This is a genomic window from Synechococcus sp. CB0205 (assembly GCF_000179255.1).
Taxonomy (GTDB): Bacteria; Cyanobacteriota; Cyanobacteriia; order PCC-6307; family Cyanobiaceae; genus Vulcanococcus.
The window spans coordinates 1-21,158 of the sequence record NZ_ADXM01000070.1; the positions used below are offsets into that span (position 1 = coordinate 1).

Consider the following 21,158-nt stretch of genomic DNA (forward strand, 5'->3'; position numbering starts at 1 on the left):
CCCTGCCAGAGCAACTCGGCATCGGCGGCGGCCGTGAAGCGGCGCGACTCAGGGGTGGCCCCGGCGGCCGAGATCCCCGGCACCGCCGCCGTGTCCGTTCCAGCCAGAAGCAACAACACTCGGGTCTCGCTGGCAGCGGCCCTGAGGCGCTGGCACCACTGCTCCGCCCAGGCCGCCTCGCCGCTGATTCGCTCCAGTGTCAAAGCGGATCCAGGGCCAATAGGGGGCGCAACAAGGCCGGAGGCTCGCTGATCGGACTCTTCAGGCGGGGAAAGATCCAGAGGGCCACCGCATGCAGGGCCAGCACATAGATCAGGTTTTGCACCAGCACCAGGGCAAGGGCCATCAGCTGCACCTGAAAGAGATCCGGTCCACCGCCGATCTGGACCAAGCCAAGAAGCCGCTCCAGCATCTGGGAGGCGGCGGAGGTGATCAGGACCCAAAGGTTTTCGCCCAGGAGGATCGAGAGCACCGCCACCCGCACCAGGAAGCCACCGGCGCCGATCAACACACCCACGCCCCAGCTCAGGTACCAACTCAGACCACGTCTCCAACACCAGCCCAGCCAAAGGGCCAGGAAGCCATAGGGGAAGAGCACCAACGGACCGCGAATCGGCCCCATCAAGGCCACCAAGAGCAGGGCCGCCACGGCCACACCCTCCACGGCGCAACGGCCGTTATGGCGAAGCTGCAGCAACGCCAGGGGCAAGGGCAGCGCCAGGCGAAACAGGGCACCACCCACCGGGAGGTAGTAAAGGCCCACCCAGAGCAAGGCTGTGGCCGCCGCCAGGTAGGCCGTATCGGTGAGCTGTCGGGCCTGACGGCGACTCAAGGACATGGGATCGGGCCGGCCTAGCGCGGTTCAGGCGCAGCAGTGCGTGTGGGCGTCGTCCCGTTGGGGACGCGCTCGATGGTCTCCACTTCAAAGGCCAAGCCAGCGGCGCGCAAGGCCTGGGTCAGCACCTCCGCAGGGGCGGAAGGGTCAGCGGCGGGCAACTTGATCGTCACCCGATAGGGAGCCGGTGGTGCGCTGGGGCGAGGAGCTGCTGGCGCTTCAGGGGGTTTCGGCGCCGGCTTTTGGGCCACGGGTTTCTCCTCCTTCTTGGGCTCGGCGGGCTGAGTCGGGGCGGCCGCAGGCGGTGCCTCGGGGAGCGGACTGGAAAAACTCCGCGACAGCTGGTCGCCAAGGGGGGTGCCCTGGCAGCCGGCCAAGGCCGCTGCGAGCAACACAAGCGAACCCCAGCGCAGTGGCGCCATCAGCTGTCGGCCGCCTTGATGATCCTCACTGCGCTAGCCCGAAGCCGACCGGTTTTGGTGGTGGCCGGCGCTTTTTTCGCCGCGGGCTTTTTGGCGGCTGGTTTCTTGGCGGTGGTGGATTTCGCTGCGCTCTTGCGGCCCTTGCCTTTGCCCGAGGCCGCCTTTGCGGCCAGCAACTCCACCGCCTGCTCAAGGGTGATGGTGTCGGCTGTTGTTCCTTCCGGCAGCGAGGCGTTCACCTTGCCCTGCTTGACGTACAGGCCATAGGGACCATCAAAGAGCTGGATGGCGTCATCGCCGCCCTCAGGAGTGCCGAGATCCTTCAGGGCCGTGCGGCCGCCGCGACCCCGCTTGGGCATCGCCAGCAACTCCAGGGCACGGGAGAGGCCCACCATCAGGACATCGTCCTCAGCCTTGAGGGAGCGGTAGTCCTTCTCGCCCTTGCCCTTGTGGTGGACGACATAGGGGCCAAACCGACCCAGACCGGCCTCGACCTTGCCGCCATCGGGGTGTTCGCCCAGGTGCCTGGGGAGACGCAGCAGCCCCAGGGCGTCCTCCAGGGTCAGGTCTTCGGGCTTGGTGCCCTTGGGCAGGGAGGCCCGCTTGGGCTTGGGATTCTCGTCACTGACCTGACCGCGCTGCACGTAGGGCCCGTACTGGCCAAACAGCAGATAGACCAAATCTCCGGTCTCGGGATCTTCACCCAACGCTTCAGGCCCATCGGCCTTCTGCTTGAGGATCAATTCCGCTTTGTCCGCGTCGAGATCCGCTGGAGTGATCTCATTGGGGAGGGTGGCCTTCAGGAGCTCTTCGCTGCCGTCGTCAGCCACGCGCTTGGTTTCCAGATAGGCCCCAAAGCGACCAATCCGAACCACACAGGGCAGCCCCTCCAGGGCAATGGTGCGGGAGGCGGTGGGGTCGATATCCCCTTCCCTCTGCTGAACCTGGGTCTCGAGCCCCTGATCACCCTTGTAGAAGCTCTCCAGGTAAGGGAGCCACTGCACCTTCCCGGTGGAGATGTCATCGAGGGTGCCCTCCATTCGAGCCGTGAAGCTGGTGTCCACCAAATCGGGGAAATGCTCCTCCAGCAGGGCCGTCACAGCGAAGGCCGTGAAGCTCGGGGTCAGGGCATTGCTCTGCAGGGTCGCGTAGCCGCGGTCGACGATCGTGCCGATGATCGAGGCGTAGGTGGAGGGGCGACCGATGCACTCCTTCTCGAGCATCTTCACCAGGGCCGCTTCGCTGTAGCGAGCGGGGGGCTGGGTTTGGTGGCCCAGCGCCTCCACGCCTTTGCAGCTGGGGCTATCGCCGCTCTTCAGGCTTGGCAGCAGGACTTCCTGGCCTTCCAGCGCCGCATCGGGGTCATCGCTTCCCTCGACGTAGGCGCGGAAGAAACCGGGGAAATCGATGCGCTTGCCGTTGGCCTTGAAGCTGGCGGGTCCGAGGCTGCCGCCATCCACCTCCAACTCAACGCTGAGCATGGTCAGGCGGGCTTCCGCCATCTGGGAGGCGACGGTGCGTTTCCAGATCAGCTCGTAGAGGGCCAGGTCCCGGCCGTCCAAGCCAGTGGTGGAGGGATCACGGAAGCTCTCACCGGCGGGGCGAATCGCCTCGTGGGCCTCCTGGGCGTTGCGGGCCTTGGTGGAGAACTGACGGGGTGAGCCGCTCAGGTAGTCCTTGCCGTATTTATCGGCGACACAGTTGCGGGCCGCATTGATCGCCTGGTCACTGAGATGCACCGAGTCGGTGCGCATGTACGTGATGAAGCCCCGCTCGTAGAGCCCCTGGGCCGTGCGCATGGTCTCGCGGGCCGAGAGACGCAGCTTGCGGTTCGCCTCCTGCTGCAGGGTGCTGGTGGTGAAGGGGGCCACCGGCTTGCGGGTGGAGGGCTTTTCCTCCACGGACGACACCCGCCAGGGCGCAGCCAAGACGGCCTCGCGCAGGCTGCGGGCATCGGCCTCGCTGAGCAAACGAACCTTGCTGCCGGCCTTCAGTCCACCGGTGTTTTCGTCGAAATCGGAACCACCAGCAATGCGCTCGCCCTTGAGGTGGGTGAGCTTGGCGTCAAAGGGGGAACTGCCTTGAGCCAGCTGGGCTTTGAGATCCCAATAGCTGCCGCTCTTGAAGGCACGGCGGGCCCGTTCCCGTTGCACCAGCAGCCGCACGGCCACGGACTGGACCCGTCCGGCGCTCAGGCCCCAGGCGACCTTCTTCCAGAGCAGCGGGGAGAGGGTGTAACCCACCAGGCGATCGAGGATCCGCCGGGTTTCCTGGGCATGGACGAGCTCCATATCGAGCTCTCGGGTCTGCTCCAGGGCGCGACCGATGGCCTCCTTGGTGATCTCGTGGAAGACCATCCGCTTCACCGGCACCTTCGGGTTGAGCAGCTGCAGCAGGTGCCAGCTGATCGATTCCCCTTCCCGGTCTTCGTCGGTCGCCAGTAGGAGTTGATCGGCGCCCTTGAGGGCGTCCTTGAGTTCCTTGACCACCTTCTTTTTGTCCTTCGGCACCACGTAGAGCGGCTCGAAGTCGTTGGTGGTGTTCACGCCGAGATTGGCCCACTTCTCGCCCTTGTGGGCAGCGGGGATCTCGCTCGCGTTGTTGGGCAAGTCGCGCACGTGCCCCATCGAGGCCTCAACCTTGAAGTCCTTCGGCAAGAACCCGCGGATGGTGCGGGCCTTGGTGGGGCTTTCAACGATGACGAGGGTGTGCGCCACAGGCAGGCGGTGAACCGCTTCCCTCTTTATCGCACCGGCGGTCAACCCCGGCGAGAAAGTCCGAAGGACGACGCCAGCGCGGCTACAGTCCAGCCCAACGGGCGTGATCCAACAGCTGTGTTCTCTCTCCTGGCTGCCGCCGAGACCGTTTCCACTGCGGCTGCTCCCCTGGTGAGTGGCATCACATCGCTGCAGCTCAATGCAGGAGCCATTGCACCGGAGGGTGCAGTCCTGCTCGCGATGCTGGCCTGCCTGCTGGTGGACCTGGCGGGGGAAAAAGCAGCTGCACGGTGGGTCCCCCTCTTTTCTTATCTCGGACTGGGCAGCGCTCTGGTCCTGCTCGCCCTGCAATGGGACGCAGCACCGCTTGAACCCTCCTTCCTCGGCTCCTTCCTGGCCGACAACCTGGCCATTGCCTTTCGCGCAGTGGTCGCCGCCTCAACCCTGGTCTCCCTCTTAATCAGCTGGCGCTACGTCGAGCGGGCGGGCACCCCCGTTGGTGAATACGCCTCGATCCTGTTGGCGGCCACCCTTGGCGCAATGCTGCTTTGCGGGTCCACCGACCTGGTCAGCATCTTTGTCTCCCTCGAGACCCTCTCGGTGGCGAGCTATCTGCTGTCGGGCTACATGAAGCGCGATGCCCGCAGCTCCGAAGCCGCACTGAAATATCTGCTGGTGGGGTCCGCCGCTGCTGCAGTGTTCCTCTATGGCGCCTCCCTGCTCTACGGCTTGACCGGCGGCAGCACCAGCCTGGAGGCTGTCGGCATTGCACTGCAAACCAGCGCTTCGCCGGTGGCTGCCCTGGCCTTGGTGTTCGTTCTGGCCACCGTCGCGTTCAAGATCGCAGCGGTGCCCTTCCACCAGTGGACCCCTGACGTCTATGAAGGCTCGCCCACACCAGTGGTGGCGTTTCTCTCGGTCGGCTCCAAAGCCGCTGGCTTCGCCCTGGCCCTGAGGATCCTGGTGGGTTGCTTTGAGCCCTTCGAGGCCCAGTGGAAGCTTCTCTTCACCGTCTTGGCCATCTTGAGCATGGTCCTGGGCAACGTCGTCGCCCTGGCCCAGACCTCGATGAAGCGGATGCTGGCCTACAGCTCCATCGGTCAGGCCGGCTTCGTGATGATCGGCCTGGTCTGCGGAACCGAAGACGGTTACGCGGCAATGGTTCTCTACATGGCCGCCTACCTGTTCATGAACCTGGGGGCCTTCGCTTGCATCATCCTGTTCTCCCTGCGCACGGGCAGTGATCGAATCAGCGACTACGCCGGCTTGTACCAAAAGGATCCACTGATCACCCTGGGCCTGAGCCTCTGCCTGCTCTCCCTCGGTGGCATCCCTCCGATGCTGGGCTTCTTCGGCAAGATCTATCTCTTCTTCGCCGGTTGGGCAGACCACCAGTACCTGCTGGTCGTGGTCGGCCTACTGACCTCCGTGGTCTCGATTTACTACTACATCTCGGTGATCAAGATGATGGTGGTCAAGGAGCCCCAAGAGGCCTCTGAGGTGGTCAAGGCCTACCCAGACCTCAACTGGAACCTTGCTGGACTGCAGCCCCTTCGGGCCGCCCTGGTGTCCTGTGTCGTGGTCACGGCCGTGGGCGGCATCCTGTCCAACCCGCTGTTCACCTGGGCCAGTGGTGCGGTCTCCGGCACCCCGATGCTTCAGAAAGCCCTCGCTTCGGCCGCGGGCCTGCCTGTGGGTTGATGGCAAGCGGCACCGGGCCCGTCGTTGCCGAACTCGAGCACATTCGCAAGACCTACGGCAGCGGTGACACCACAGTCATTGCCCTCGATGACCTGAGCATGAGCGTGCGACGCGGTGAGTACGTCGCCGTCATGGGCACCTCGGGCTCAGGCAAGAGCACCGCAATGAACATCCTGGGCTGCCTCGATCGGCCCACCAGCGGCAGCTATCGCCTCAACGGCACCGCCGTTGAGCAACTCTCCGACGATCAACTCGCCGACCTCAGGAACCGCGAACTGGGCTTTGTCTTCCAGCAATTTCACCTGCTCCAGGAGCTGACGGCCCTGGAGAACGTGATGTTGCCCATGGTCTATGCAGGCGTTCCGGCTGAGGAGCGTGAGCAGCGGGGCATCCGTGCCCTTGAGCGGATCGGCCTTGGCGAGCGCCTCTACAACAAACCGAACCAGCTCTCCGGCGGACAACAGCAGCGTGTCGCCCTCGCCCGGGCGATCATCAACCAACCCAACCTGCTGCTGGCGGACGAACCCACCGGGGCCCTCGATTCCCGCACCACCTCCGAGGTCCTGGATCTGTTTGATGAACTGCACCAGCGGGAGGGGGTGACCATCCTGCTGGTGACCCACGAACACGAGGTGGCGGCGCGGGCCCAGCGGGTCGTGCACTTCCACGATGGACGTCTGGTGAGTGCTGGCGCTGGATCCCAGCCCTAGCCCCCAGGTCGCTCCAGGCTGCTGATCAGTTGCCCCATCAACAGGGCCACCGCATCGCTCCCGCGCAGGGCTGAACCGGGATCGAACTCCCCCGGATCAACGGCCACCCAGCCACCGGAAACCGGTTGACGCAGCTCGAAATGCAGGTGGGGCCCTGTGCTCAAGCCGGTGCTGCCCACCCGGCCAAGCACCTCCCCCTGCAACACCCGATCACCGGCGCGGACATAGAGCTCAGAGAGGTGGCCGTAAAGGCTGCGGCGGCGCGGCCGTTGGTGCTCCACCTCCACCGCCAGGCCATAGCCACCGGCCAAGCCACTGCTCACCACCCGACCGGCCAACGCCGCCACCACCGGGGTGCCCTCCGGGGCCGCCAGGTCATCTCCGGCATGAAGACGCCAGCCCCCAAGCAGGGGATGCAAACGCCAGCCAAAACCGCTGGACTTGAAGGCCGAACCAATGATCGGCAGCAGCAACCGGCGGTTGCCATTACCCGCCACCGGTGCCGGCCGAGGCGTCACCCGAAACACCTTGGCCAGGTCAAAGCGGCCGCCGAGCAAGGCCGACACCGGAACCGACAGGGGAGGACGCCGGGACCCCTCACGCCGCAGACCCCAGCGCAAGGCGATGCCACCGCTGCATTCACGGGCGGAGAGCGCACCGCTGCGACAGGCCTGTTGAAAGGCCCCCACATCCAGGGGCCGGAGCTCCCCTCCGCCCCCCCGCAGGGCCCGACGCTCCGAGGGGGTGACGATGCCCTGGCGCACCAGCGCATCCAGGGACTGATCAAACCGCTTCGGCGGCGGCAGCGCCTGAAGCTGCGGCAGGGAGGGACGCAGGGGCGGCGGCTCCAAGGGTCCACTGGGCTCAGACGCAACCGGTCCAGCCAGAAGCACCGGCGTCAACAGCAGCCAACGGAGCCGTGGAGGGCGCATCACATCCGCATCCTAGGAAGCCCTAGAAACGGCGCCTGAGCACCAGCGAACCGGACCCGTTCTGCAGCTGCAAGCCACCGTCCTGGCTGAGGCCCGTGATCGTCCAGTGCTGGCCGTCATGCTCAACGCCACCGGGGTCCCAGAGGCGTTGCTCGGCCTGCCGCCGCACCAGCTCGGGCTGGTCCGCCGCGGCCACGGCCCATTCCAAGGCCCGCAGTACGCGCGCCGCCAAGGCAGCCGGCTGCTGCCTGCCCAGCAGTTGTCCCAGGCTGATCGCCCCCATCGGTACGGCATTGGAGCCATTGAGGCCCAAACCAATGCGGGCGTGGCGAACGGCGCCGGAACGCCAGGCCAGGCGCGGCAAAAATCCACAGAGCTTGCGGCCCGAGACCAACAGATCGTTCGGCCATTTGATCGCCGGCGCCAAGCCCAGCCCCTCCAACTGCAGGGCCAAACCGACGGCCACCGCCAGGGCCAGGGAGGCCGCTCGATCCCCCTCGCAAGGCCAGGGCAAGGCGGCACTCAACCAGATCCCACCGGCGGGAGAAGACCAAGAGCGTCCCTGCTGGCCCTGGCCAAATCCCTGGCGACGAGCCAGCACCACGCGGGCGGCTGAAGCCATGGGATCACGCCGGAGCCACTGATCCAGCTCCCGTTCCGTGCTCGCACAGATCGGCAGCACCTGAATCCGCCAAGGCAGCGGATAGTCCCCTGGGGTTTGGCGCAACTGCCGCGCCAGAGCCGCGGCGCTTAAAGGCTGCTCAGCCATGCCCCCATGCGCTGGGCGCCGGCCTCCAGGGCCGCCGTGTCATGGACCAAGGCCAAGCGCGCGAACCCCTCGCCCCCCTCCCCGAAGCCGTTCCCGGGGGTCAGGCAGACGCCTGTCGCCTCCAGCAACTGGCCGCAGAACTGCTCGGAGGTCCAACCGCGCTGGCGGGCCTGCTCAGGCAAGGCCAGCCAGAGGTAGAGCGCCATCGACGGGCGCTGCACGGGCCAACCGGCCGCCGTCAACGCCGCGATCATTCGGTCGCGGCGCTCCCGGTACACCGGTTTGAGCCGCTCTGGCCAATCGGGCGCCTGCTCGAGGGCCGCAATTCCCCCCGCCTGCAGGGCTAAGGACTGGTTGAAATCCACCACCCCCTTGAGCTGGCGCAGGGCCTGGATCAGGGGTGCAGCACCAATCGCAAAGGCCATCCGGAATCCACCCAGACACCAACCTTTGGAGAAGGAGAAAAACTCAATGCCGCACTGGCGCCAATGGGGGGAGCGCAGCAGAGACGGAGCCTCCCCCTCGAGGGCCAAATCGACATAGGGGTTGTCGTGGGCGAAGACCAGGCCATGGCGAACGGCCCGCGCGGCCGCTTCATCCACCCAGCCCTGCTCTCCCGTGGTGGCCGTTGGGTTGTGGGGGAAGCCCAGCACCATCAACTTGAGCGCATCCCACTCCGCAGCGCTCAGCTGATCAAAGTTGGGGGCAAAGCCCCGCTCCCGCTCCAGACGCAGGAAGCGCGGCTGCGCGGATGCCAAGCGCAGCCCCCCCAGGTGGGAGGGATAGAAGGGATCCAGCAGGAGCGCGGAATCGCCGGGATTGAGCACCGCCAAGGGCAGGTGGGCGGTGCCTTCCTGGGATCCCACCAGGAACAGGACCTCGCTGGCGGGGTCCACCGCCACCCCAAAGCGCCGCTCGGCCCACGCCGCGATGGCTTCACGGAGCGGGGCCGTCGCGCCGTGCAGGCAGTAGGAAGCGCTGTCGGGATGGCCGAGGCGTTGGCGGATGGCCTCGATCGCCACCGGCGGTGGTTGGAGATCGGTTGACCCCAAGGACAGGTCAAGTAGGGGGGCCAGCCCGGCCTCTGACCGAGCCCGATAGGCCACCTTGCGTTGGTCATTGCGGGCAAAAACGCCGCTACCTAGCCCACGAACCCGTTCGGAAATCGAGAACGGATCAGAGCTGGGCATCCAAGAAAGCCTGGAGCTGGGGCTTCGCCATGGCGCCCTCGTGGCGAGCGATCTCTTGGCCGTCCTTAAACAGCACCAGAGCGGGCAGGCCCTGCACCTGCATCAAATCGCGACTCGCTGGGTTGGGGTCAGCCTCCAACTTGCCCACGGTCAGGCGACCGGCGTACTCCTGGGCCGCCCAATCCATCATCGGCGCCATCAGACGGCAGGGGCCGCACCAAGTGGCCCAAACGTCGACGAGCACTGGGGTCGAGCACTCCAGCACCTCGGCCTGGAAGTTGGCATCGGTGAGCTGAAGAACGGACACGGCTGCTGTCATGGGTCTGGCGATTGTATGGAGAGCTCAGAGCTTGTCGATGGAACGCCTGAGCTCTTCAAGCTCCGTATCAACCTCGCTCACCTTGACCGGCTGCACCCCCTCAGCACCGGCGGGCAGGGACGGGGCCTCGGAAGAACCCGAGAGCTTGCCCTTCAGGGCCTCCAGCTCGGAATCGACCTCAGGTGCCCCCTCCAGGGCGGCGAACTGGCTTTCCAGATCTGCACCGGCCAGTTCAGCGGCGGCCTGACTGCGGGCCTCCAGGGCTTGGACCTTCTCCTCCATCTTCTCGAAGGCAGCCATGGCGGAATTTGTCCCGAGGCTGCCCACTGCGCTCTGCAGCTGCTCCTGGGCTTTTGCCGCCTGGGCCCGCGCCTTGAGCATGTCTTTTTTGGTCTTGGCTTCGGCGATCTTGCTTTCGAGCTGCACCAAGCTCTTCTTCAGCTGATCCACCTGGCCGCACTGGCTCTGCAGCTGGCCCTGCAGTGCGATGGCGGTGTCCTGACAGGTCTTACGGCGCCCCAGGGCCTCACGGGCCAGGTCCTCTTCGCCTTTTTTGAGGGCCAACTCGGCACGCTCGTACCAGGTTTTGGCCTGGGCATCGGCCTGATCGGCCTGGTTCTGAATCCGCTTCTGGCTGGCGATCGCCGTGGCGACGGCCTGGCGCAGTTTGACCAGATCGGCCTGCATGTCCGCAACCGATTGGTCGAGGATCTTGACGGGATCTTCAGCCGCACTCAGGGCTGCGTTGGCGTTGGCACGAACCAACCGGCCGAGGCGATCAAAAAAGCCCATGGAGCAAGCAGAGCTGAGGCCGAGACTAACCAGCGCAGGCCGCCCTGCACAGCGCCAATTCCCCTAGGGTCTCCCCATGGGCATCGCCCCCCGCAACCAAACGCGACGCCAAGGGGACGTGAACCTCTTGGTGCCGCCGCCCAGGCCACCGATTCAAGGGCTGGGGGACTCCCTGAGCAGCCTGCAGAAGGAGTGGAAGGACGAGGGGAGCTTGGCGGGGCTCTGGCAGGCTTGGCCGCGGATCGCCGGCCCCCAGCTCGCACCCCACTGCCGGCCGCTGCGCCTGCAGGGCGGACGACTTGTGGTGGGAGCCCAGCACCCCCAATGGCTCCAGGCCCTTCGCTTTAACAAGCACCAACTGCTCGGCGCCTTGCGTGGCGCTGGATTTGCGGTCAAGGACCTACAGTTCCAGCAACACCAAAGCACGCCCTTGCCCCCAGCGGGCAGTGGCCTGGAGGAGGAGATTTGGGCGCAGCATCCCAGCCGTGTGGACGTCTTTGGCATGGGGTCCTGTCCCACCTGCAAACGCCCCTCACCCGTCGGGGAACTCCAGCGCTGGGGGCACTGCAGCTTCTGCCAACGGGACACGATGGACCAAGGGGTCGCCATGGGCACCCCCAGCGAGACCGATCAGTAGCGCTCGGGGCGGGGCTCCTGCCAATCCGGAGCCAAACCCGCCCGTTCCGCCAGGTCCTTAGACCACTGGTTCAGGGCTGGACGGGGAACCCGCCAAAGCTCGTAGAGACCGATCGTTCCCAGGCGCTGGTGCGGCACCCCACGCCAGTGGGGCAAGGTCGCGGTATTGCCGTCGATCACCACCAGAACGCTGGCCCCTGGAGACGCCGGAGACGGTTGCTGGCCGCGCCGCTGTTCCTTGGCCAAACGGTCATTGAGGTTCAGCGGGCCATTGGGCTGCACCCCCTCGTAGACCACCACCTGTTGGGTGTAGTAGTGCAGCGACGGTTTGAGGATGCCCACCATCGCCAGGGGCTCCTGAGGCCACTGCTGCTCCAGCGCCAGGGAGGCCATACGGCGAATTGGGAGCTGACGTAGGCGGTCCCCCAACTCGACCATGGGCACCAGCGCGGTCACGACAAACGCCCCCATGCCCAACTGCTGAACCAGCAGCCAGCCCCTGCGGGCGCTGGAGGGGCCCCACCAGAGCAGCAGTGCCGCCACCCCACCCACGCCAAAGCAGAGCGAGGCGCGCGTCAGCGCTCCACTGGCCAGCAGGGCCGAGGGCAAGGTCGGCATCTCCGGCTCATTAATCAAGGGAACCCAGAGGTTCCCGGCGGCCAGACCGGCCGTCAGCACCCCCACCAGGGCCAGGGTGCTCCCCCTTAGGACCGCGGAGCGCCATCCCGGCCGCAGGTTTTGCGCAGCCAAGGCAATCAAAAGCCCTGCGGCTGGTGTCGCGGGGATCCAGTAGCTGGGGAGCTTGGTGGCCGCTGCGGTGAAAAAGACAAAGACCGCCAGCAGCCAGCAGGCCGCAAAGCGCTGCAAGGACTGCTCGGGGGGGGCCGGTTGGAGACGCAGGGCCCCCACCAGACCAGCCAGCAGCAAGGGGGTGAAGGGCAGCGATGCCACCACCAGCACAGGGAAGAAAAACCACCAGGGCTGGAGGTGGTTGTTGACCACGCCGGTGAAGCGCTGAAGGTTGTGGTAACCGAAAAAGCTGTCCCAGTAGGGCTGCCCTTCCACCAACAGCTCAAGTACATACCAGGGCAAGGCCACCGCCGCCGTCAGGGCCAGGCCACGCCAGGGTCTCCAAAGGGCCCATAAACCCGGGAGATCACGCTGCAGCAGGGCAAACAGCAGCGCAGTCAGCCCCGCCAGGACCACCGCCACGGGCCCCTTGGCCAGCACGGCCAGACCCAGCACCAACCAGGGAACCCACCAACGGCAGAGGCCGGCGTAGCGCCACCAAAACAACAGCAGTGCCGCCGACAACAAGCCACTGAAGAGCGCATCACTGACCGAGATGCGGCTCCAGAGCAGGACCAGTGGCGAGAGGGCAAAGGCCAAGGCCGCCGCCATGGCCGTGACGGCCTGCTGGGCCCCATCGGGCTGGCCCTGGGGGCGGCGCAGCAGGGTGAGGGCCATCAGCAGCATCAAGCCGATGGAACTGAGTGCTGATGGGAGCCGCGAGGCCCAGGTGCCGAAAGGATTCCAGAGGTCCTGAGCGGGCAGGGCATAGCCCAACCCCATCAGCCAATAGACCAGGGGCGGCTTGTCGTAGCGCGGCAAACCGTTGACCCGCGGCGTCAGCCAATCACCGGTCTCCGCCATGGCCTTGGCGGACGCGGCAAACAGCGGGGGGGTCTCATCCACCAGACCCGTCATGCCGAGCCGCCAAACAAACAGCAGCAGACCGGCAACCGCCACCAGCAACAGCACCAACCAGGGCTTGCGGTTGCGCACGTTGCTGGATCGAAGCAGGCCCGACCCTATCGCCCTTTCCCCATCAGGCCGGCTTCCAACCACTGCTCCAGCCGTTCTGCCAGAACGGCCCTGGAGGCCTGGCCCTCCACCCATTGCCGGCACTGACGGCGATCGATCTGATCAACCCTCTCCAGCGCCTCTGCCAAGGCCCGAGGCTGGTCGGGTTCCACCAACCAACCATTGAGGCCGGGCTGAATCAATTCACCAGGTCCGCCCCTGCGGTAGGCCACCACCGGCACACCGCAGGCCATGGCCTCGACCACAACATTGCCGTAGGCCTCATTCCACTTCGGGGTGTTCAGCAAGGCCCGGCAGCGACCCAATTCCGCCTGAAGGGCATCCGTGGGCAGAAACCCCCGCCAATCCAGGGTGCCCGAGGGAACGGAGGCTTCAACCCGCTGGGCGTAAGCGGGGTCCTCCACCAGGCCCCAGACGGCCAGGCGCTGCCCCAGCTGAGCCGCGGCGACGGCCGCATCCTCCAAGCCTTTTTCAGGCGCCACCCGGCCGACCCAGCCCAACAGGGGCTCGGGTTCTTGGCAGAGGTCATAGGCGGAGAGATCAAAGCCATTGCCGACCACAACGGGGGGCTGCGGCAGGGCGAAATCAGCGGCCTGGGTGGCGGTATGGAAGGCCAGCCGGCGTTGATCCCAGCGGGCCAACTCCGCAATGGCCGCATCCATGGCTTGGTTCACCGAGCCCATGCTCACCAGGTGAAAGATCGGCACCTCAACCAGAGGGGTCAGCCAAAAGGGGAGCCAGTCGTAGCCCAGGTTCAGCACCAGATCGCAGGGCTCCCGCAGCGCCCTTTGCCAAAGCCGCGGCAGCAGTCCCTCGGCTGGCATCAGCACATCCGAAGCCCTTGGGGCGTGCTGGCAACTCTCCTGGGGCGCTCCTGCTTCAGCCAGTAGGGCGGCCCCATCGCAGCTCGGGGGCAAGCGGGAGCCCTCGGCCGCCACGACCGTCAGTTGATGGCCCCGCTCGAGCAGCCCGCTCACCAGGCTGGTCAAGGTGAGCTCCACGCCCCCCGCTTTGCCGCTGCCCAGCGGGCCCAGGGCAGGAGCCACCACAAGGATCGACAAAGCGCGCGCGCTCATGGCGTGACCTCCTGCTCCATCGAGTCCGGTTGCCACAACTGGGTGCGGCGGTTGATCAAAACCACGCTCAACAGGGCCAAGGCCGCGCCGAGCCACTGCAAGGCACTCAGGCTCTCCTCGAGCAGAGCCACGCCGCAGAGCAGCGCGAAAACGGGGGTCAAAAAGGTCAGCGCCGTGAAACTGGTCAGCTCTCCATTGTTGGCGAACCAAAAGAACAGTCCGTAGGCCAGGGCGCTGCCGAAGAGGGCGGCGTAGGCCATCAGCAGCCAGCCGGTGCCTGACCACTGCGGCCAGGGGCCCAGGGCTGCGGGGTTCCAGAGCGGCTCCAAGGCTGCCCCCGCCAAAAGAGGCAGCGCCCCCAGGGCCAGGTGCCAGCCGGTGACCGCCACTGGATCGCTGTGGCGGCAGGCATAGCGACTCAAGACCGTCCCCAAAGCCATGGCCAACGCCGCGGCCAACATCCAGAGCTCACCATGGCTCCAGGCGGTCTCACCGAAGACCTCCGGGCCCATCAGCCACCACTGCCGCAGCAGGGATTCCGGCAGCCCGAGGCAGAGGATGCCGAGCAAGCCCACCAGCAGGCCCACCCAACCCACAGGATTAATCGCCTCGCCAAACAGGCTGCGGGCCAGCAGGGCCACCAGCAGCGGCTGGGAGTCGATCAGGACTGAGCCCAAGCCCGCGCCGGTGCCGCCCAAGCCCCGCGCCAGCAACCCCTGAAATGCCGTGGCATCCACCACGACGAATAGGGCAAACCAAAACCAATCGCGGCGATCGACCGCCATGGAGCGACCCAGGAGCTGGGCCGCCAGCAAGACCACCAGCCCCGCAGGCAGAAGCCGCATCCAAGCCAAGGTCAGGGGGCCCGCCCCATCCAGTAGGGGCCGCATTGCCGCCATCGCGGTTCCCCAAAGCGCGAAGGGGAGGACCATGGCCAGCCAGCGCAGATTCACCGGCTCCAATCGCCCACAGGCTCCTTTTTAAGATCCAGCCACTGCAGATCGACTCGATGCCCTGGCCCTGGCGACGCAAGTCACGCCGCAAACTCGCGCGGATTGCCATTGAAGGGCCCATTGCCTCCGGCACGCGCAAACGGGTGCTGAAGGCCCTGCGCGAGGTCGAAAAACGCGAATTCCCTGCCCTACTGCTGCGCATCGACAGCCCTGGCGGAACCGTGGGAGACAGCCAGGAGATTCATGCGGCCCTGCTGCGCCTGCGGGAGAAGCAGTGCAAGGTGATTGCCAGCTTCGGCAATATCTCCGCCTCCGGTGGCGTCTACATCGGTGTGGCCGCCGACAAGATCGTCGCCAATCCCGGCTCCATCACCGGCTCAATCGGTGTGATCCTGCGGGGCAACAACCTCTCGCGCCTGCTCGAGCGGATCGGCATCCAATTTGAAACCGTCAAAAGCGGCATCTATAAAGACATCCTCTCCCCGGACCGGGCCCTTAGCAGTGGCGAGCGGCAGGTGCTGCAGGAGTTGATCGACTCCAGTTACGGGCAGTTCGTCAGCGCCGTTGCCGAAGGCCGGGGACTCAGCGAAGACGAGGTCCGTCGCTTTGCCGATGGACGCGTCTTCAGCGGTGCCCAAGCCCAAGAGCTGGGTCTCGTCGATGCCCTGGGCGATGAAGAGCAGGCCCGGCGCCTGGCCTGCGAACTGGCCGAGTTGGACCTGGAGAAAACCAAGCCCATCACCTTTGGGCAGGAGAAAAAGCGCTTCGCAGGGGTCATCCCTGGACGGTCCCAGATCTCCCTGGCCCTGCAGTGGCTCAAGCTGGAGCTGAGCAGCAGCGGCCAACCCCTTTGGCTGCATCGCCCATGAGCCCTGAGCAATCGCTCCGCGCCCTGAGGGGCGCCACCACCGCGACGGCCAACAGCCGTGAAGCCATTCAGGAGGCGGTTAACGAGCTGCTCGACGCTCTGGTGGAGCGCAACAACCTCGAAGGCGCTCAGATTCTTTCGCTGACCTTTTCGGTCACCGCTGATCTGGACGCCTGCTTCCCGGCTGCCATCGCACGGCACCGGCCCGGCTGGGATGGGGTCGCCCTGCTCGACTGCCAGCAAATGGCTGTGGCCGGTGATCTGGAGCGCTGCATTCGCCTCCTGGCCCACGTCTGGCTCGAGCGACCCGCTCGCCATGCCTATCTGCGGGAGGCCGCACGGCTCAGGCCCGACCTCGCCGCCTCCTAGGGAGTCGCATCTGGTCACAACTGCCAGCTGCCTGGCCGCCCACCGACCCCGACCTGAACCCCTGCCCCCCTGAGAATGGGCCAAACGGGTCAAGTTTCAGGCGCAATGATCAATCGCAAGCGGATCTCTTTGAAACGAATGTCCCTCAAACAGACAGCGATCAAGCTCGCCGCCTTCGCTGGCTGCGGAGCTGCACTAGCCGGAGCCCAGCTTGGACTGGCTCCCAAAGCAGCCTTGGCCCAGGGAACGCCCAGCATCATGGAGTTCCGCTGGGATAACACCAAGGATTACCGCAAGCTCTACTACTTCACAACGAACACCGTTCGTCAACAGCGCGCTGAATACTATTTTCTGCTCAAGCCGAAGGATCGCAAAACCGCGATCTTGAAGCTGGCTATCTCGATTCCCCAGAGCTTCGACACAACGATTGATCCGCAAAAGATCAAGCTCTGCTACATGAAGTCGGGCAGCATGACCAAGCGCACCCGCTGCGAGGAGACCATTCCGGCGACCGTGGAGGTCACCACCGACGGCCGCTCGATCGAGATCTTCCCGGACACCCCGGTTCCCGTCGGCAAGACCATTGGCGTCTACATGCAGGTGATCAATCCGCGCAGCGCAGGCATGTTCCAGCTCAACGCCCTAGCGCAGGCCCCCGGCGCCGTGCCGATCTCGGGTTACCTGGGCAGCTGGCTGATCCAGGTGGACGCCACCTCGGATTTCTGAGTCACCCCAGCTGATAAATTGGGCGATCGACGTTGAAGGCGCAGCCGAGCCGGAGCCATGACCAAGCGCACCCTTGAAGGAACCAGCCGTAAGCGCAAACGGGTGTCCGGTTTCCGTGTTCGCATGCGGAGCCACACCGGCCGTCGCGTGATCCGCTCCCGCCGTAAGCGCGGCCGGGCCCGTCTATCGGTCTGATCCCCTGAAGCCCTTGCTCTCGAAGAGCGAGGGCAGCAACGCCCCCTCAGCCAACCCCGCGTAGCCCCAAGCCATGGCGCTCTCTCGGGAACACAGGCTGAGGGGGCGTTTTGTGTTTGATCGGATCTACCAAAAGGGTCGGCGGATCCACGGCCAGTGGATGGTCCTCAGAACCATGGCCGCCAAGCCCGAACTGCTGAAAACCGATCCACGGGACCACACCCCCTTGAGCTGCCGCCTGGGCGTTGTGGTCAGCAGCAAGGTCAGCAAACGCTCCGTGGAACGCAACCGGTTGCGTCGTCTGCTGCATGGCCATCTCAGCCAACTGATCGCCAATCAGGGCGAGGGGATTTGGCTGTTGATCTCGCTCAAACCGGGTAGTGCGGACACGGAAGAGCAACTCCTCCTGGGAGAATGTTCCGAACTCGTTGCCAAGGCAGGACTGAGACCATGAGCGCTGCCTCCCAACCCGCTCCCGTCGCCCCGGGGGCCAGCATCAATGAGGAGGTCTTCTATGAAGGCGGGCCTGCCAAGGGTGATCTGATCACCAACCTGCTGTTCGGGCTCACCCTGATCGGCATCCCCTTCGCCGTGGGCGCCCTGGTGCGCGCCCTCTGGCTGCGCTTCCGGATCACCAGCCGCCGGGTTGAAGTCACCGGCGGCTGGCTCGGCCGGGACCGCACCCAGGTGGTCTACAGCCAGATTCGCGAGGTTCGTTCGGTCTCCCGCGGCTTCGGCTTCTGGGGTGACATGGTGCTCGTCCTGAGCGATGGCATGAAGCTGGAGATGCGCGCGGTACCCCGCTACCGCGATGCCCAAGCCTTCATCGAGGCACGGCTGAAATCCGGTCCCGCCGCCAAGAGCTCTGGCACCGCCGGATTCGGTGGCGACGCCGCCGCCTGAGACACTGACTCACACCTCCCTACCCCACCGTTAGCGACGCCGTGATCGGATACATCTCCGACAACCTGCTCCTGCCAATCCTGGATTTCTTCTACGGATTGGTACCGAGCTACGGGCTCGCGATCATTGCCCTCACGGTGGTGATCCGCCTGGCTCTCTTCCCCTTGAGCGCCGGCTCGATTCGCAATGCCCGCCGCATGCGCATCGCCCAGCCGGTGATGCAAAAGCGCCAGGCTGAGATCAAGGCCAAATACGCCAACAACCCGCAAAAGCAACAGGAGGAACTGGGCTCCTTGATGAAGGAGTTCGGCAGCCCCCTCTCCGGCTGCCTGCCACTGCTGGTGCAGATGCCGATCCTGTTTGCGCTGTTCGCAACCCTGCGTGGATCACCGTTTGCCGATGTTCCCTACACCCTCAATCTGAAGGTCCTGCCGGCTGATCAGATCGCTGCTGTTGAACCCAAGCCCTTCAACAGTGCAAGCCACTCCATTTTTGTGACCAGCACCGATCACGTTCCCGTGATCGCCAGCTTGGAGAAGGGAACCAAGCTCGGCGTGGGTGACACCGAGACCGTCAGCCTGCACACCAAGGATGGCGCCAGCTTTGCCTCCGTCCTCAGCGGCGTCGAGAACGGTTCCGCCTTTGCCCCCACCTGGTCGGTGACCAAGGGCGAAGGCCTGGTGAGCGTGGACCAAAACGGCGCGATCCATGCCATCGCCCCAGGTGATGTCACGGTTGAAGCCAAGATTCCTGGCTTGGCGGCCCGCAGCGGCTTCCTCTTCATCAAAGCCCTGGGACAGGTTGGCTTCTACACCGATGGCGCCATCAACTGGGATATCGCGATCCTTGTGGGCGGTTTCGGCGTCACCCTCTTCCTGAGTCAGATCCTCTCGGGGATGGGCATGCCCGCCAATCCCCAACAGGCCACGGCCAACAAGATCACCCCCGTGATGATCACCGGGATGTTCCTGTTCTTCCCCCTGCCCGCTGGTGTTCTGCTCTACATGGTGATCGCCAACGTCTTCCAGGCGGTTCAGACCTTCCTGCTGACCCGCGAGGCGCTGCCCGACAACCTGCAGTCGATCCTCGATCAGCAATTGGCTGCCGAAGCCAAAACAGTGACCGCCACGGTCACGGGTAGCAGCCGCATGCCGTTCGAACCGAAGGGCAAGAAATAGGGCATGGGCGACCGTCTCCAGACCGGTGACCCCCTCACTCCCGTTCCACTCCAGGAGCTCAAGCTGCTGGAGCAGGGCAAGCACTGGACCATCGACCAACGGCTCGGCGAACTTGACAGCCTGACCCCGGTGCGCGGCCAACTGCTTGCCGTGCATCGAGGCAATGTCCTCGAACTGGACGGCGAGGCCAACACCATCGTCACCCTCTGCTGTGACCGCTGCCTACAGCAGTTCAACCACCCCCTGAGCTTCCAAACCCGCGAGGTGCTTTGGCTGGGGGAGCAGGCCCGGGAGCAAGGGATGGATCTGGAGACCGTGCTGGAGGCCGGCAGCGAGGTGCTGGAACTCGATCCCGATGAACTGACCGAAAGCATGGACCCCCGGGCGGATTTCGATCCAGAGCACTGGGTGTTTGAGCAACTCAACCTCCAGCTGCCGGTCGTGAATCGCTGCGGCGCGGAGTGTCCTGGCCCCAACCTGAAGACAGAACCGGGCGATGGGCCCGTCGATCCCCGCTGGGCTGCCCTGAAGAACCTGCAGCCATGAGCCAGGCCTGGGCAGATCACCTTGATCTCTTGATCCGGGCCCGGACGCCGATCCTCTGGATCCGCAGCCAGGAGGAGGAGAGGATCGCGAACCTCTTGGGCGATGCCGCCAAGCGCCTCGATCAGCGAGCGCTGGCCCGCTGGGATTTCATCAGTGGGCTCAAGGGCTGGCCCGGCCGGGACGGAGAAGCCGCGCGCAATCCGTTGGCAGCCCTGGAGAGCCTCAGCGCCCTCCCCGCTGAGCAGCCAGCCCTGCTGGTGCTGCACGACTTTCACCGCTACGCCGACGACAGCAGCATCTGCCGCAAGCTGCGCAACCTGGCCTCAAGCCTGCGCCAACGGCCGCAAACCCTGGTGATCACCGCGGCGGAATGGCAGCTGCCTCGGGAGCTCGAGGAATGCATCACCCTGCTGGACCTTCCTCTGCCCAACCAACAGGAGATCCAGGCCCTGCTGGGAAACATCGCCCAAGCCAGTGGCCAGGCCATCGGCGCCGATCTTCTGGAGCTGCTCACCCACAGCTGCAGCGGGCTCAGTGAGCAGCGGATCCGCCAGGTGGCCGCCCGCGGCCTGGCCAGTCGGGGACAACTCGGCAGCGCGGACCTCGATGAGGTGCTCGAAGAAAAGCGCCAGGCCATCGCCCGCAGCGAACTGCTGGAGTACTGCCCAACGGAAGCCACACCGGCTGATATCGGCGGGTTGGATGCCCTGAAGCGCTGGCTCGAGCAACGGCACATGGCCTTCAGCGATGAGGCGCGCCGCTACGGGCTGCCGCTTCCCCGCGGGGTCCTACTGGTGGGTCCCCAAGGCACCGGCAAGTCACTGACGGCCAAGGCCATTGCCCACAGCTGGAGCATGCCGCTACTCCGCTTGGATGTCGGCCGGCTGTTTGCCGGGCTGGTGGGAGCCTCAGAAGCGCGCACTAGGGACATGATTCAACGGGCCGAGGCCATGGCCCCGTGCGTGCTCTGGATTGATGAGATCGACAAGGGCTTTGGCAGTGCCGATGGCCGCAGCGATGGCGGCACCAGCCAACGGGTACTGGCGAGTTTGTTGACCTGGATGGCGGAGAAAACGACGGCGGTCTTCGTGGTGGCGACGGCGAATGGGGTGGAGAAGCTACCCGCCGAGCTGCTGCGCAAGGGACGGTTCGATGAAATTTTCCTCTTGGATCTTCCCGATGCCCAAGAGCGTCGAACGATCCTCGATTTGCAACTCCGCCGACGACGTCCCCAACACCACATTCCATTGGATGTGGTGGTTGATCGCACTCAGGGTTTCTCTGGGGCAGAACTCGAGCAGGTGGTGATTGAAGCGATGCACCAGGCCTTCAGCGAATCCCGGGAATTCGCAGAGGCCGACCTCACCAGCGCCGCGGCACAACTCGTACCCCTCTCGCGCACGGCCCGTGAACAATTGGAGCAACTGCAACAGTGGGCCAGCAGCGGCAGGGCCCGCCCAGCTTCAACACATTGCGGCGGGTAAAGAAGATCAACTG

Annotated in this window: 23 protein-coding genes and 1 pseudogene; 12 read left to right on the top strand and 12 right to left on the bottom strand. The window is 65.4% G+C overall.

What is annotated here, in order from left to right; all coding sequences use genetic code 11:
- The 4 genes and pseudogenes from CB0205_RS14965 to topA form a co-directional block, all read right to left on the bottom strand.
- Positions 1 to 203: pseudogene (locus CB0205_RS14965) on the bottom strand (NaMN--DMB phosphoribosyltransferase); the annotation flags it as partial.
- Complete coding sequence (locus CB0205_RS0113480; RefSeq protein ID WP_010318055.1) at positions 200 to 838, bottom strand: DUF2232 domain-containing protein; 639 nt, start codon at positions 836 to 838, stop codon at positions 200 to 202. The gene CB0205_RS0113480 and the pseudogene CB0205_RS14965, both read right to left, overlap by 4 nt.
- A gap of 14 nt (positions 839 to 852) precedes the next feature.
- A complete protein-coding gene (locus CB0205_RS0113485) occupies positions 853 to 1,257 on the bottom strand; it encodes a hypothetical protein (protein WP_010318057.1) in 405 nt (134 codons plus the stop codon).
- Entirely contained in the window at positions 1,257 to 3,974 is a 2,718-nt protein-coding gene (topA, locus tag CB0205_RS0113490) for a type I DNA topoisomerase (RefSeq protein WP_010318059.1), read from the bottom strand. The genes CB0205_RS0113485 and topA overlap by 1 nt, the downstream gene beginning before the upstream one ends.
- A gap of 129 nt (positions 3,975 to 4,103) precedes the next feature.
- Between topA and CB0205_RS0113495 the strand changes: the two genes are divergently transcribed.
- Together CB0205_RS0113495 and CB0205_RS0113500 are read left to right on the top strand one after the other, a co-directional pair.
- The gene (locus CB0205_RS0113495; protein ID WP_232197342.1) at positions 4,104 to 5,675 is read left to right on the top strand and encodes an NAD(P)H-quinone oxidoreductase subunit N; all 1,572 of its coding nucleotides are present in this window, start codon (positions 4,104 to 4,106) and stop codon (positions 5,673 to 5,675) included.
- Positions 5,675 to 6,385: an ABC transporter ATP-binding protein gene (locus CB0205_RS0113500; protein WP_010318062.1), complete on the top strand. Its 711-nt coding sequence runs from the start codon at positions 5,675 to 5,677 to the stop codon at positions 6,383 to 6,385. Before CB0205_RS0113495 ends, CB0205_RS0113500 begins: the two co-directional genes overlap by 1 nt.
- On the opposite strand, the gene CB0205_RS0113505 is transcribed toward CB0205_RS0113500, so the two are convergent.
- Genes CB0205_RS0113505 through CB0205_RS0113525 form a run of 5 tightly spaced genes read right to left on the bottom strand, consistent with a single transcriptional unit; the run spans position 6,382 to position 10,387 of the window.
- Positions 6,382 to 7,317 carry a M23 family metallopeptidase gene (locus CB0205_RS0113505; protein ID WP_050778507.1) on the bottom strand — a complete coding sequence of 312 codons (936 nt, stop codon included), beginning with the start codon at positions 7,315 to 7,317 and terminating at the stop codon, positions 6,382 to 6,384. The two genes, CB0205_RS0113500 and CB0205_RS0113505, sit on opposite strands and share 4 nt — an antisense overlap.
- 22 nt (positions 7,318 to 7,339) lie before the next feature.
- The gene (locus tag CB0205_RS0113510; protein WP_010318064.1) at positions 7,340 to 8,086 is read right to left on the bottom strand and encodes a biotin--[acetyl-CoA-carboxylase] ligase; all 747 of its coding nucleotides are present in this window, start codon (positions 8,084 to 8,086) and stop codon (positions 7,340 to 7,342) included.
- The gene (locus tag CB0205_RS0113515; protein ID WP_010318065.1) at positions 8,068 to 9,276 is read right to left on the bottom strand and encodes an aminotransferase class I/II-fold pyridoxal phosphate-dependent enzyme; all 1,209 of its coding nucleotides are present in this window, start codon (positions 9,274 to 9,276) and stop codon (positions 8,068 to 8,070) included. The genes CB0205_RS0113510 and CB0205_RS0113515 overlap by 19 nt, the downstream gene beginning before the upstream one ends.
- A complete protein-coding gene (locus CB0205_RS0113520) occupies positions 9,263 to 9,595 on the bottom strand; it encodes a co-chaperone YbbN (protein WP_010318066.1) in 333 nt (110 codons plus the stop codon). The genes CB0205_RS0113515 and CB0205_RS0113520 overlap by 14 nt, the downstream gene beginning before the upstream one ends.
- A 24-nt stretch (positions 9,596 to 9,619) precedes the next feature.
- Positions 9,620 to 10,387 (bottom strand): PspA/IM30 family protein, encoded by a 768-nt coding sequence (locus CB0205_RS0113525; RefSeq protein WP_010318067.1) that lies wholly within the window; start codon positions 10,385 to 10,387, stop codon positions 9,620 to 9,622.
- Between the two features lie 76 nt (positions 10,388 to 10,463).
- On the opposite strand from CB0205_RS0113525, the gene CB0205_RS0113530 reads away from it, so the two are divergent.
- Positions 10,464 to 11,024, top strand: coding sequence for a DUF721 domain-containing protein (locus tag CB0205_RS0113530; RefSeq protein ID WP_010318068.1), 561 nt, complete (start codon positions 10,464 to 10,466; stop codon positions 11,022 to 11,024).
- Here the strand turns inward: CB0205_RS0113530 and CB0205_RS0113535 are convergent.
- Genes CB0205_RS0113535 through CB0205_RS0113545 form a run of 3 tightly spaced genes read right to left on the bottom strand, consistent with a single transcriptional unit; the run spans position 11,018 to position 14,855 of the window.
- Positions 11,018 to 12,808, bottom strand: a complete 1,791-nt coding sequence (locus CB0205_RS0113535; RefSeq protein WP_010318069.1) for a glycosyl transferase — start codon at positions 12,806 to 12,808, stop codon at positions 11,018 to 11,020. The two genes, CB0205_RS0113530 and CB0205_RS0113535, sit on opposite strands and share 7 nt — an antisense overlap.
- 26 nt (positions 12,809 to 12,834) lie before the next feature.
- Positions 12,835 to 13,923, bottom strand: coding sequence for a glycosyltransferase family 4 protein (locus tag CB0205_RS0113540; protein WP_010318070.1), 1,089 nt, complete (start codon positions 13,921 to 13,923; stop codon positions 12,835 to 12,837).
- Positions 13,920 to 14,855, bottom strand: a complete 936-nt coding sequence (locus CB0205_RS0113545) for a DMT family transporter (protein ID WP_043706200.1) — start codon at positions 14,853 to 14,855, stop codon at positions 13,920 to 13,922. The genes CB0205_RS0113540 and CB0205_RS0113545 overlap by 4 nt, the downstream gene beginning before the upstream one ends.
- A 77-nt stretch (positions 14,856 to 14,932) precedes the next feature.
- Here CB0205_RS0113545 and sppA point away from each other — a divergent pair, with 77 nt between their 5' ends.
- From sppA to CB0205_RS0113590, 9 genes are all read left to right on the top strand, one after another.
- Positions 14,933 to 15,745 carry a signal peptide peptidase SppA gene (gene sppA, locus CB0205_RS0113550; protein ID WP_010318073.1) on the top strand — a complete coding sequence of 271 codons (813 nt, stop codon included), beginning with the start codon at positions 14,933 to 14,935 and terminating at the stop codon, positions 15,743 to 15,745.
- The gene (gene aroH, locus CB0205_RS0113555; protein WP_010318074.1) at positions 15,742 to 16,113 is read left to right on the top strand and encodes a chorismate mutase; all 372 of its coding nucleotides are present in this window, start codon (positions 15,742 to 15,744) and stop codon (positions 16,111 to 16,113) included. The genes sppA and aroH overlap by 4 nt, the downstream gene beginning before the upstream one ends.
- Positions 16,114 to 16,251: 138 nt before the next feature.
- Complete coding sequence (locus CB0205_RS0113560; protein ID WP_156798004.1) at positions 16,252 to 16,839, top strand: DUF2808 domain-containing protein; 588 nt, start codon at positions 16,252 to 16,254, stop codon at positions 16,837 to 16,839.
- Positions 16,840 to 16,896: 57 nt separating this feature from the next.
- Positions 16,897 to 17,034 (top strand): 50S ribosomal protein L34, encoded by a 138-nt coding sequence (rpmH, locus tag CB0205_RS15540; RefSeq protein ID WP_071778002.1) that lies wholly within the window; start codon positions 16,897 to 16,899, stop codon positions 17,032 to 17,034.
- Positions 17,035 to 17,107: 73 nt separating this feature from the next.
- Positions 17,108 to 17,488 (top strand): ribonuclease P protein component, encoded by a 381-nt coding sequence (rnpA, locus tag CB0205_RS0113570; protein ID WP_029626418.1) that lies wholly within the window; start codon positions 17,108 to 17,110, stop codon positions 17,486 to 17,488.
- The gene (locus tag CB0205_RS0113575) at positions 17,485 to 17,937 is read left to right on the top strand and encodes a PH domain-containing protein (protein ID WP_010318078.1); all 453 of its coding nucleotides are present in this window, start codon (positions 17,485 to 17,487) and stop codon (positions 17,935 to 17,937) included. The genes rnpA and CB0205_RS0113575 overlap by 4 nt, the downstream gene beginning before the upstream one ends.
- A 41-nt stretch (positions 17,938 to 17,978) precedes the next feature.
- Positions 17,979 to 19,115, top strand: coding sequence for a membrane protein insertase YidC (gene yidC / locus CB0205_RS0113580; RefSeq protein ID WP_010318079.1), 1,137 nt, complete (start codon positions 17,979 to 17,981; stop codon positions 19,113 to 19,115).
- A gap of 3 nt (positions 19,116 to 19,118) precedes the next feature.
- Positions 19,119 to 19,661, top strand: coding sequence for a DUF177 domain-containing protein (locus CB0205_RS0113585; RefSeq protein ID WP_010318080.1), 543 nt, complete (start codon positions 19,119 to 19,121; stop codon positions 19,659 to 19,661).
- Positions 19,658 to 21,145: an AAA family ATPase gene (locus tag CB0205_RS0113590; protein ID WP_010318082.1), complete on the top strand. Its 1,488-nt coding sequence runs from the start codon at positions 19,658 to 19,660 to the stop codon at positions 21,143 to 21,145. Before CB0205_RS0113585 ends, CB0205_RS0113590 begins: the two co-directional genes overlap by 4 nt.
- Positions 21,146 to 21,158: the final 13 nt, after the last annotated feature.